The sequence below is a fragment of the uncultured Mucilaginibacter sp. genome, assembly GCF_937859865.1.
Taxonomy (GTDB): domain Bacteria; phylum Bacteroidota; class Bacteroidia; order Sphingobacteriales; family Sphingobacteriaceae; genus Mucilaginibacter_A.
This window is the reverse complement of sequence record NZ_CALMAT010000055.1, coordinates 1-11,519: the sequence shown is the minus strand read 5'-3', so window position 1 is coordinate 11,519 and position 11,519 is coordinate 1. Positions and strand designations below refer to the sequence as shown.

The window sequence follows — 11,519 nt, the reverse complement described above, 5'->3', positions numbered from 1 at the left end:
TGGCGATGGCCGTAAGTGCGCCGATTTTGGTTTCGTTTGATACTTTCAAAATATTGATTTTTTTATGGGGTTAATTTTTGTTGTTATTCGTTTTCCTTGCGGTATTTGATAATGGCACGGACAATGGAGTTAACAATTTCTTCCTGTCCTTCTTCCGAGTTTAAATACTTTTCATCGTCCGGGTTGTTGATAAAACCGGTTTCCACTAAAATGGATGGCATTGCGCTATGGCATAAAACCAAAACACCCTGCTCAATTACACCATTGCTGTGGCGTCCATCGGTTTCAACAAATTCCTTGTTCACTAAATCAGCAAAACGGATACTTTGTTTACGATATTTATTTTTATACGCATTTAATAAAATAGTGGAAGTTGGGTCGTTGGGGTCAAAAGCACTATTCATTTCGCTGGCGTCTTTTTCGTCCATCAAATTCTCGCGGATTGCCTTTTCCTCTTCCTTTGTGCGGTGAAAACCATAAACCAATATCAAAACACCTTTGCCGGAGCGGTCGGGAACGCGTGTCCTTTTGCCGCGTACGGTTTCAATTTTATCGGGCAAAGAGTTACAGTGGATCGAAATAAACAAGTTTCCTTTGGCTGCGTTGGCAATGTCAGAGCGTTTTTGCCAGTCTACATCTTCGCCGTTGGTGCGTGTCATCACCACTTTAATGTCTTTTAGTTCGCGCTGTATCGCTTTTTGCAACTTAAATGCAATGGCCAGCGTAACATCCTTTTCCAATGAAAAAGAACCGGCGGCACCGGCTCGGCGGCCACCATGCCCGGCATCAACCACAATGGTTTTTAGTTTAAAACGGTTGCTTTCTGTGGTGTCCGGCTTTACCGGTTTTTCTTCGATAAAAGAAGCAGTAGTGATAAAAAGTATAAAAAGCGGGAAACAATAAATGAGCCTTTTCAATGTTCTATTTTTCATTAATTTTGAGACCGTACACAACTTGTTTTGCAAAAATAATATTCGAAATCGATTTTGAGATTTATAAAGTTTCTTTTTCCTGTACTGCTTGCCAGTATTTGTTTTTTTTCCGCTTTTTCATTCTCAATTTCGCGATTAGCCCGAAAATATACGCCAAGGGTTAATGATACGATAATTCAGTTGGATTCTGCTAAAAAAAGAGACAAACGGTTTTTGCAGCGAGATTCTGTTCCTTCCAAAAGAAAAACCGGCACCAAAAAAACAGGGGTAAAAACAGCATCCAAAGCAAAACAAGACACCACCAAAACCGATACTTCAAAATCCAAAGGCGGGTTAAGTTCTACGGTTAAATACGCTGCAGAGGATTCAATTCGTATGGACCAGGCCAATAATATTGTTTATTTATACGGCCGGGCCCGGATCACGTATGCAGATGCAGCCATTGATGCAGATTATATCAAACTTGACCAGAAAAACCACCTGGCTTATGCCCGTGGTTTTGTCAACCCGAAAACCAAACGTTATACAGGCAAGCCCATCCTCAAACAAAAAAATGAAAGCCCGGTAACTGCCGATTCTTTGGTTTTTGATTATGTAACCAAGAAAGCAAAAATTTACCAGGCATTTTCGGAACAGCAGGGCAATTATATTTCGGGCGGACAGGCCAAAAAGCTGAACGAAGACGAAATTGCTTACCGCAACATCCTTTTCAGTACCTGTAATTTGCCTTATCCGGATACGCATTTTGGGATCATCATCACCAAAGGTATTGCCGAAAAAAACCAGATCATTTCGGGGCCGGCTTATCTTGAAATTGAAGGCGTGCCTTTGCCGATTGCCATTCCGTTCGGGTTTTTCCCGAAACCTGACAAACGGACTTCGGGTATTATCTTGCCAAGTTTTGGCGAAGATGCACAGTTGGGCTTTAACCTGCGCAATTTTGGTTATTATCTCGGTATAAATGATAACCTGGACATTACCAATTACGGCTCCATTTACTCCAAAGGTTCTTTCGAGCTGAGTACCGATGCGCGCTATTTAAGCCGCTACAAATATTCCGGCGATTTGGCTTTAAGTTTTGGCTACCATAAATACGGTTTGGAAACAGACCCGGCAGCAAAAGATTTTAACATCCGCTGGGCGCATACCCAAAACCCAAACGCAAGCCCGGGTTCAACTTTCAGTGCATCGGTAAATGCCGGTACTCAGACCTATTATCGTAATAACGCCAGTACCGTTAACTACAATTTAGCTGCTTTAACCCAAAACAACCTAAGGTCAAGCATTGCCTATAGTAAAACCTGGTTGGGCACGCCGTTTAATCTTACAATGAGCGCTAATCATAGTCAGGATTTGTCGAAAGGGACTATTGATCTGGATTTGCCGAGTTTTACGTTTAACATGGCCAGCATCAATCCTTTTGATACAAAAAACCGTGTTGGCGATCAGAAATGGTACCAGCGCATTAATGTGCAATATACCCTTACCGGCGATAACCGGGTAAGTGCGATACCGGAATCGCAGTTTTTAACCAAAGCGGTTTTAAAACGGTTTCAAAACGGCTTTAACCAAACCATCCCGGTTAGTTTGAGTTTAAACGTTTTGAAATACTTCCAGTTCAGCTCAAGTTTCAATTACAGCGAAGTGGATTTACTTCAAACCGTCAGAAAAAGATATGCCAGGGGAAATACCAGCGGCGCGGATTCTTTGGTTACCGATACCGTTGCCGGGTTTCGCCGTGCGGGTTCATACAGTGTAAGTACGGGTTTATCCACCAAGGTTTACGGTACATTAAACTTTAAAGGTGGAAGGCTGAAAGCGATCCGGCATACCATGACGCCTTCGCTTAGTTTTGCTTACCGGCCCGATTACAATAGCGATTCTTATGGTTATTACCACAATGTGGTGAGCAACCCGGCAATCCCATATCCTTATGCCGTAACCCGTTATTCTATTTTTGACAACGGGCTTTATCCCGGCCCTTCCGGCGGCCGTTCTGCCGGCATCAACCTGAGTGTTGACAATACCGTTGAAGCAAAAGTAAGGGCCAAAAGTACCGATACCACCAATACCGATCGTAAAGTGCCTATTTTGCAAGGGCTTTCTTTTTCTACTTTTTACAATTTACTGGCCGATTCGCTTAAACTTTCGCCCATCAGTGTTTCCGGCCGTACGGCTTTGTTCAACCAAAAATTGGGCGTTAATTTCAGCGGAATATTCAACCCTTACACCACGATTGTCCGGGATTCGATTAGCAACGGGCAATTGGTTAAATATGTTAGAACGATTAACCAATACACTTTAGAAAACGGGAAGTTGCCAAAGCTCACCTCTTTTTCGCTTTCCATGGATTTCAGCCTGAATTCAAACAGCATCAAAAACCAGAACCAGCAAAAAAACCAGAATTTAAACAATACCATTAATGGCATGAACCCGCAGCAGGCCAACGCTTTAGCTTTGATTAACCGCGACCCGAATGCTTTTGTTGATTTTAACATTCCATGGAATGTTTCCATGAACTATAATTTCTCTTATTACAATTCGGGGATTTCGACCAACATCACCAATACCATGAACGTGAACGGCGATTTTAACGTTACGCCGAAATGGAAACTGCAATACACTTCCGGTTACGATTTCCGCCTAAACAAAATAACCACAACTTCCTTATCCATTTACCGCGATTTGCACTGCTGGGATTTGGCTTTTCAATGGATCCCGTTTGGTTATTACAAATATTACAGCGTTGATTTGCGCGTAAAAGCCAGTATTTTGCAAACATTGAAACTGAACAAGCGGAAAGATTACTACAACAATTATTAAGCTTGGTTAAATCTGTACAACAAAAAAATCCGGAATGCTTCTTTTACCCTATAAAAATTGGTGCGTATTGAATTTTTGATTTGTTTAGGCTGATTTCAACACCAATTTTTATAGGGTAAAAGAAGCATGGAAACTTTAATAAATAAATTTTAAACAGGCTCAAAACATGTTAGCAGAAATTATTACGATTGGCGACGAAATCCTGATCGGGCAAATTGTAGACAGCAATTCGGCGTGGATGGCGCAGCAATTAAACGCAATTGGCATCCGCGTAAAACAAATTTCTTCCATTTCTGATAACCGCGAACATATTTTGACCGGCATAAAAGAAGCATCGCAACGTGCCGATGTAATTTTGATGACCGGCGGATTAGGCCCGACAAAAGACGACATCACCAAAACAACTTTGGCCGAATATTTTGGCGTTGGGATGAAACGCGATGAGGCAACTTTAGAACACGTCCGCCAGATTTTTGCCCGTTTTAACCGTCCGTTGTTGGATGTCAATATCAGTCAGGCCGATGTTCCCGAAAATTGTGAAGTTTTGTTTAATAAAAACGGCACCGCGCCGGGCCTGTGGTTTCAGGAAAATGGAAAAGTTTATGTTTCGATGCCCGGCGTTCCGCACGAGATGATGTATCTGATGGAAGATTTGGTGATCCCAAAACTGAAAGCAACTTTTGCCCTGCCCAAAATCTTACACCAAACTATTTTAACCGTCGGCGAAGGCGAATCGTTTTTAGCTGCGCGAATTGCAGATATTGAAGACCAGCTTCCGCCCGAAATTAAACTGGCTTATCTTCCTAAATTAGGAACCGTGCGTTTGCGGTTAAGCGCTTATGGAAATGCTGATGCGGACGAAGAAAAGCTGAAACAAGAACTCGAAACCCAAACTCAAAAACTCATCAACCGCTTAGGCCAAACCGTTGCCGCAACTGAAGATATTCCGCTGGAAAAGGCAATACTTCTTTTAATGGCAAAAAACAAGCAAACTTTAGCTTTGGCCGAAAGCTGTACCGGCGGCTATTTGGCGCATTTGTTTACCAGCCAGCCTGGCGCTTCCAGCGTTTTTTTGGGCGGCGCGGTTTCTTATTCGTACGAAATGAAAGAGAAAATGCTGGGCGTAAACAGCGATACGTTGTGGGAAACCGGAGCAGTGAGTGAGGAAACCGTACGCGAAATGGTGGAAGGTGCCTTGCGAAATTTTGGTTCTGACTATGCCGTTGCCGTTACCGGGATTGCCGGCCCGGACGGCGGAACGCCCGAAAAACCTGTTGGTACGGTTTGGATCGGTGTTGCGCGAAAAGGAAAAACTATTGCCAAAAAATATGTTTTCGGCAACAAACGCATTCAGAATATCGAACGCACGGCCATCACGGCCATGGGCGATTTGCTTAAACTGCTGCGCGAACCAATTGTATAACCCACAATAAATTGTACTTTTGGACCAATAAAAAATAATGGCGCTATACGAATTGTTACTGCCTAAAATGGGCGAAAGTGTTGCCGAAGCCACCGTAATTAAATGGCTGAAAGCACCCGGCGAAATGGTTGAAGCCGAAGATGCGGTGGTTGAAATCGCAACCGATAAAGTGGATTCGGATGTAGCTTCACCGGTAAAAGGCAAATTGGTAGCGCAATTATTTAAAGAAGATGAAGTGGCACAGGTTGGCGCGGTTATCGCACAAATAGAAACCGAACCCGACGGGCAAAAAGCAGAAACGCCAAAACCGGTTGAAACACCAGCACAAATAACTCAGCCTGAAAAAGAGCCGGTAAAAGAAGTATCCGAAGAAAAAGTACCGGTAAAAGAAGCATTGCCTGTAAACCTTCCGGGTTTAGAATTTTTGGAACCTAAACCACTTGCACAAAACCCTGTAAAAGAGAGTATCCGTTTTTATTCGCCTTTGGTAAGAAGTATTGCTGCGCAGGAAAATATCAAACAGGAAGAACTCGACCGAATTTCGGGAACCGGAGCCGAAGGCCGATTGACCAAAGATGATCTGCTGCTTTATTTGCAAAACAAAAAAGCTTCGGCACAAACTTCAAATCCAACAAAACCAACGGAAACTGTTGCCGAAAAAACACCGGTAAAAGAAGCATTGCAAGCGGAAAATAAACCAACTTCACGTGTTGTGGCTACCGTTTCTGCTGGAGATGAGGTCATCGAAATGGACCGGATGCGCAAAATAATTGCCGAACACATGACAAGCAGCAAGGAAATTGCAGCCCATGTAACTTCCTTCATCGAAACCGATGTTACCAATTTGGTGCTTTGGCGCGAGAAACACAAAACGGCTTTTGAAAAACGGGAAGGCGAAAAAATAACCTTTACGCCAATTTTTGTGGAAGTAGTTGCCAAAGCGTTAAAAGCGATGCCGATGGTGAATGTTTCGCTAAATGGAACGCAAATCATCAAAAAGCAAAATATCAACATTGGCATGGCCACGGCTTTGCCAAACGGAAACCTGATTGTACCGGTGATTAAAAATGCCGACCAGTTGAATTTGTTAGGTTTAACAAAATCCGTCAACGACCTGGCTACCCGTGCGCGCAACAACAAATTGAAACCCGAAGAAATAAAAGACGGAACTTTTACCCTTACCAATATCGGTTCTTTCGGAAACATTATGGGCACGCCGATCATCAACCAGCCGCAGGTTGCTATTTTGGCAATTGGCGTGATCAAGAAAAAACCGGCCGTTATCGAAACCGAAACCGGCGATATGATTGCCATCCGGCATTTGATGTACTTGTCGCTTTCCTACGATCACAGGATTGTAGATGGCGCGTTAGGCGGCATGTTTTTAAAGAAAATTTCTGATTATTTAGAGAACTGGGATCCGAAGCGGGAAATCTGATGCTTCTTTTACCGGCATAAAATCAGTATTGGTTTTTTACTATTCTAATTCTTCTTTGGCTACAGCAATTAGTTTTTTACTGACTTTGTTTTTGCCAATGATAAAAATAGAAAAAAACAAGGCGCAGGTTACAAAAAATAAACTCAAATAAGCACTGACAAAGCTACTTGCTGCTGCTAAAATAAAACAAACCGGGCCAATAATGGCAGATCGCGTTGCAGAACGGTAAATACTTTTAGTCAGGGCTTCGTGCTTTACGTCCTCGTGTTTAATAATGTATTCAAGGATGATAAAGTGCATCATCGAAATCAAAAACAAAGTACCGGTATAAATTAAAATGGTTGTTGGCATAAAAAAGTTATCAGCCAAAATAGAAGCCGGAAAAGGGATGAGTGCATTAAACATCAGATAAACCAAATTGAGCCAAAGCAAAGGCGTATCAACTACCTTTGCAAAACTAAATATGCGGTGGTGCGCGATCCAGAAAATACCAATTACCAAAAAACTAAAACCAAAACTTAGAAGCTTTGGTGCTGCAGCCCGGATGATTTGGTTAAGCTGGTTGTTATTGGCAATATGCACATCCGGGACTTTTACATTTAGTACGATCAAGGTAATCACGATAGCAAATACACCATCCGAAAAAGCTTCAAGCCTGTTTTTATTCATGTTGTATTTCAGCTAACACAACTGCCAACATTTTGTTCAGTGCTATTGGTTGGCATTAACCAGAGTAGGGTTATTGTTTTTTTGAAATATCGTGCGGGTATCTTTTGCTTCTGGCCCGATACTGTTGTTTGCTGCAACTGGATGCCAATACCAATACGATTGACAGAACAGATAATTTAAGTGTTAGATTTTTCATACTGTTTTTATACGGTTAAAATTAATAAAGATAATAGGATAAACTTTGGTTTTTTTAAAAATGTGTTTTGGTTTAATTATAAACCATTTTTATTCTATTACTATTCCTACTATTTATTACTTTTGATAATCTCAACAATACTTTCGTTATGCCTAAAAACTTAAACTATCCTTTGGCTTCTTTTCAAAAAGCTTATGCTTTGGCTGATGCTGTAAACGCTTTAGGCGGAAGTTGTACCATAGAAAACTGTGCACAAAAAATGCAGCGCAAAGTAAGCGGCGGTTTTATGGTGATCATTTCTTCGTCACAAAAATTTAAATTGGTAAACTTTGAAAAAGGTTTAATTACTACAACTGAAGAATATAAACTAATCAAACATTCTTATACCAATAGCGAAAGGTTGGATTTGCTGAGAAAGGCTTTTTTATCCCCGCAAATTTTTTCTTTGTTATATGATAGGTTTAAAGGTAAAGAACTGCCAACCGAAATGCTCGACAAAATATTAATCCGGGAGTTTGGCGTAGAAGAAAATACTGCAGGCCGTGTTGCAGGTTATTTTGTAGATGGTTTAAAAACGTATGGTTTATTAAACGGTTCTGCTGTTTTAGATCCGGCAAACGAAGAAGTTACAGCAACAGAGCAAAACACAGCCAGATTTGAAAAACCAGTTGTAAAAGTAGAAGCGGAAAAACCTGTTGAAGAAACAGCACCGAAAACCAATGCTTCTTTTATCGGCCTAAAATCAGTAAACTATGAACTGCAAATTTCAGGGCCAGGAATTGATACAAAAATTTCCATTGATGACGAAGAAGATTTGTTGATCGTAGAAGCTGTGCTAAGAAAAATCCAAAAAGCATTAAACACAAAAGCTTAAATCGGAATTAGTTTAATACTATTTTTTGGAATAATAAATTGGTAATAAACTATTTATTAATTACAGTTTTTATGAAATAATTGGTGGTTGAGAATTTTAATTTTTTCCTTTTTGCCCAACCAATAAAATTAGAGATCCTATCCACAAAGCTATCGCCCGTATTTTTTACTACATAATTTGGAAAGTTAAAACGTTCGGGTTGGTTTAGGTTGGTAAATTCCCATGGATGAAAATACAAATTTAGATAGCCATCTTTTTTATAAGTTTGATAGCATAACCATTGGATTAGTTTTAAAGGCAAATTATGAAAAGTCAGCCAAAACAAAGGAAACCGAACAACCGGCGTAACCGAAGACGGCAATTGTAAAACTTGGTCTTTAAAGAACCAGGTGCGCGGTTTGTTGAAATTGTTGTACCGGCCAGGCAACCAGGTTGGGTTGACGGAAGAATTATAAATGTAGCCTGCTTTAAAAATTTCCCGCTCGTCTACCGGCATCATCCGCGCCATACGGTAACCTGAAACCTGCAATCCGGTCAACTGCTCCAATGCTTCTTTTGATTGCCTTAAATGTTCCACCTTAAAATCCGAATGGTAATAACCGTGAGAAGCAATTTCGTGTCCGTCGGCAACAATTTTTTGAATAATTTCCGGCTTATTTAAGGCATAATTGGCAGTGCAATAAAAGGTTGCCTTAATTTCATGCTGTTTTAACAAAGCTAAAATCTTTTTCGTTCCTTCTGTTGAAATTGCTAATTGGTCTTCAAAAGAAATAGTTTTGCCATATTCAAACGGCATGTCAAACTCCTCAATATCAAAGCTTAATAAAATCATGGTTAATTTTTACCAGGTTAGAAGAACGGACAATATAATTTGGGCGTTGCTTGGCCTGCATAAACAATTTGCCCAAATACAAACCGATAATGCCCATCACCATCAATTGCAAGCCACCGAAAAACACAATGGTGGCCAGGAGCGAGGCCCAGCCGGAAACCACATGGCCGGAAAAATAACTGATTAAAATATAAGGCACATACAATACTGCGGCAATAGCAAAAAACAAACCGATACCAATGGCAATATTTAACGGACGAACGCTGAAAGCGGTGATACCCTCCACTGCAAAACGAACCATGCGTTTGAAAGTATATTTGCTTTTTCCTGAAAAACGCGGGTCGCACACGTAGTTGATGGCATATTGTCGGAAGCCCAACCAGCGAATCAAACCGCGCATAAACAAACCGTTTTCAGGTAGTTGCGCCAATACGTTTGCTACTTTTCGGTCAATCAGCCTAAAATCTGCCGTTCCTTTTTCCAGTTTTGTATCTGACAAAGAATTGATGATGCGGTAATAAATATCCGAAGTTTTGCGCTTAAAAAAAGTAGCTTCATCGGCATACTCGCGGGTGGTATAAACAATGTCGTAGCCTTCTTCCCATTTCTGCAAAAATTGTGGGATTAGTTCGGGCGGATGTTGCAAATCACTGTCCATACAAATAATGCAATCGCCGCTGGCATGATCATAACCGGCCTTTAAAGCATTTTGATGGCCAAAATTGCGGGAAAGTTCCAAGTAAAAAAAATGGTCGCCGATGTTGGTTGAAAGTGCTTTTAGTTTATCCAACGTATGGTCAGAACTGCCGTCGTCCACAAAAATAACTTCATATTGATAAGGCAGTTTTTCAAAAACAGCAATCAGCTTTGACGCAAGCGTTTCCACATTACCTTCTTCGTTAAACGATGGAACCACGATGGAAACTAATTTTTTCATACGGCTAATTCCGCTTTTTCGGTTTCTGAGACAGAGTTTCTTGTCCAGGTTTCATAAACTACATATAACCAAACCAAGAAACACGGCAACGCTTTTAAAGAATATTTTACCACATACTGGGTTTGGATGAATTTAGGAAAAATATCAGAAGGCGAAAGGCTGGTTAAAACAAACGCAAAAACCAGCAAAGCAATTTCTATTTTAGTTACAGGTTTTGGCAGATTAACAAACCAAATGGCAACGCCAACAAAAGCGATAATGTAAGTTGGCGATTCGGAACCAGAACTAAAAAGCACAGTAAACAGCAGTGTCGAACTTAAAATAAGCAATTGGTAAGAGATGGTTTGGTATTTTTTGATAAACAGGTAAGAAGAGCCGAAAAGTGCCAAGGCCGGTAGCAAAACCACCAGATCAGAAATTTTGGGCAGCAAAAAAATACGCCTAACCATGCCGATAACAGAAATATCCTGCATAACAGATACTGCGTTTTGTGCATCTTTTTCAATCAATACGTTTTTCCAATCCTGGTAAGTTTGCACCACAAAGGCCGGGGACGATATGGCCATCGGCAGTACAAAAAAAACAACCGACCAAAATAGCAAACTTAAAATGAGTTTGATTTTTTGATCTGAAAAAAAGAAAAACGCCAAACCGACAATGCCATACAACTTGATAAAAGTGCCTAAAATAATTAAGCAAGCGGCCCAAAAATCTTTTTTCTGCCTGATCAAAATAAAGCTGCCTAAAATAATAGCAGCCATACAAGGGTTAAATTGGTCGCCAAAAGAAGCAGTCATCAGTTCATGTGCGCAAAGCAATAATACAATGGCTTTATGCTGGTTAGCAATAGGAAGGTGAGCAATAGCTTGATATAAAACCCAAGCATTAAACATGATCCACAATACAACGGCCAAGGAATCTGGCAGCCAAACAAAAGGTGCTATAAACAAAGCAAACAGGGGCCCATAGTGGTTTACATCCAAAAAATGCTCTGGCTGCGGAAGGTATAAATTATGCTGATGAACAAGGTTGAAAAAGGTGAATTTGTAGATGAGGTAGTTGTTGTAATGATGGCCAAAAGCTTGTTTGATGGCTGCAAAAAAACTCAATCCAAACCATAAAAAAAGTACCGTGCTTTTTTTAAGAAGGAAGTTTAGGGCAGAAGGCATGGGTTTGATTGGTGTTGACAGTTCGCAAACATAAAAAATTTGTTGAACAGTAAGATAGTTAAAAAAGGAGATGGGGTATTTGTCTAAAATTTATTCAAGCTGTTGCTGATGCTTCTTTTACCACATAAAAATTATTGTTGTTTTATATTTTTTGTACTTGTACGATAACAATATCAAACACAAAAATTACAGGCATAAAAGAAGCATTATAAATTTTACGATAGGA

Annotated in this window: 9 protein-coding genes; 4 read left to right on the top strand and 5 right to left on the bottom strand. The window is 40.5% G+C overall.

Translation table 11 applies throughout. From position 1 onward, the window contains the following. Positions 1–83: 83 nt before the first annotated feature. A complete protein-coding gene (locus Q0192_RS06250; RefSeq protein WP_299287735.1) occupies positions 84–932 on the bottom strand; it encodes an N-acetylmuramoyl-L-alanine amidase in 849 nt (282 codons plus the stop codon). Between the two features lie 180 nt (positions 933–1,112). On the opposite strand from Q0192_RS06250, the gene Q0192_RS06245 reads away from it, so the two are divergent. The 3 genes from Q0192_RS06245 to Q0192_RS06235 all read left to right on the top strand — a co-directional run bounded on the left by Q0192_RS06245 (position 1,113) and on the right by Q0192_RS06235 (position 6,616). Beyond that, positions 1,113–3,755, top strand: a complete 2,643-nt coding sequence (locus Q0192_RS06245; protein WP_299287732.1) for a putative LPS assembly protein LptD — start codon at positions 1,113–1,115, stop codon at positions 3,753–3,755. 166 nt (positions 3,756–3,921) lie between these two features. Beyond that, on the top strand, positions 3,922–5,178 hold the full coding sequence (locus Q0192_RS06240) for a competence/damage-inducible protein A (RefSeq protein ID WP_299287729.1): 1,257 nt from the start codon (positions 3,922–3,924) through the stop codon (positions 5,176–5,178). A 37-nt stretch (positions 5,179–5,215) separates the two neighbouring features. After that, complete coding sequence (locus tag Q0192_RS06235) at positions 5,216–6,616, top strand: dihydrolipoamide acetyltransferase family protein (protein ID WP_299287726.1); 1,401 nt, start codon at positions 5,216–5,218, stop codon at positions 6,614–6,616. Between the two features lie 39 nt (positions 6,617–6,655). Here Q0192_RS06235 and Q0192_RS06230 read toward each other — a convergent pair whose 3' ends face one another. After that, entirely contained in the window at positions 6,656–7,285 is a 630-nt protein-coding gene (locus Q0192_RS06230; protein ID WP_299287723.1) for a TMEM175 family protein, read from the bottom strand. Positions 7,286–7,629: 344 nt separating this feature from the next. Here Q0192_RS06230 and Q0192_RS06225 point away from each other — a divergent pair, with 344 nt between their 5' ends. Continuing rightward, positions 7,630–8,355 carry a hypothetical protein gene (locus tag Q0192_RS06225; protein WP_299287720.1) on the top strand — a complete coding sequence of 242 codons (726 nt, stop codon included), beginning with the start codon at positions 7,630–7,632 and terminating at the stop codon, positions 8,353–8,355. Between the two features lie 49 nt (positions 8,356–8,404). On the opposite strand, the gene Q0192_RS06220 is transcribed toward Q0192_RS06225, so the two are convergent. Genes Q0192_RS06220 through Q0192_RS06210 form a run of 3 tightly spaced genes read right to left on the bottom strand, consistent with a single transcriptional unit; the run spans position 8,405 to position 11,293 of the window. Then, entirely contained in the window at positions 8,405–9,187 is a 783-nt protein-coding gene (locus tag Q0192_RS06220) for a polysaccharide deacetylase family protein (RefSeq protein ID WP_299287717.1), read from the bottom strand. Beyond that, on the bottom strand, positions 9,168–10,124 hold the full coding sequence (locus Q0192_RS06215) for a glycosyltransferase family 2 protein (RefSeq protein WP_299287714.1): 957 nt from the start codon (positions 10,122–10,124) through the stop codon (positions 9,168–9,170). The genes Q0192_RS06220 and Q0192_RS06215 overlap by 20 nt, the downstream gene beginning before the upstream one ends. After that, positions 10,121–11,293, bottom strand: coding sequence for a glycosyltransferase family 87 protein (locus Q0192_RS06210; protein ID WP_299287711.1), 1,173 nt, complete (start codon positions 11,291–11,293; stop codon positions 10,121–10,123). The genes Q0192_RS06215 and Q0192_RS06210 overlap by 4 nt, the downstream gene beginning before the upstream one ends. Positions 11,294–11,519 lie beyond the last annotated feature (226 nt).

What these genes read in the sequence shown, in the direction of transcription:
- Q0192_RS06225 (WP_299287720.1), top strand. Translation starts at nt 7,630, where the DNA reads ATGCCTAAAAACTTAAACTATCCTTTGGCTTCTTTTCAAAAAGCTTAT.
- Q0192_RS06240 (WP_299287729.1), top strand. Translation starts at nt 3,922, where the DNA reads ATGTTAGCAGAAATTATTACGATTGGCGACGAAATCCTGATCGGGCAA.
- Q0192_RS06250 (WP_299287735.1), bottom strand. Translation starts at nt 932, where the DNA reads ATGAAAAATAGAACATTGAAAAGGCTCATTTATTGTTTCCCGCTTTTT.
- Q0192_RS06230 (WP_299287723.1), bottom strand. Translation starts at nt 7,285, where the DNA reads ATGAATAAAAACAGGCTTGAAGCTTTTTCGGATGGTGTATTTGCTATC.
- Q0192_RS06220 (WP_299287717.1), bottom strand. Translation starts at nt 9,187, where the DNA reads ATGATTTTATTAAGCTTTGATATTGAGGAGTTTGACATGCCGTTTGAA.
- Q0192_RS06235 (WP_299287726.1), top strand. Translation starts at nt 5,216, where the DNA reads ATGGCGCTATACGAATTGTTACTGCCTAAAATGGGCGAAAGTGTTGCC.
- Q0192_RS06210 (WP_299287711.1), bottom strand. Translation starts at nt 11,293, where the DNA reads ATGCCTTCTGCCCTAAACTTCCTTCTTAAAAAAAGCACGGTACTTTTT.
- Q0192_RS06215 (WP_299287714.1), bottom strand. Translation starts at nt 10,124, where the DNA reads ATGAAAAAATTAGTTTCCATCGTGGTTCCATCGTTTAACGAAGAAGGT.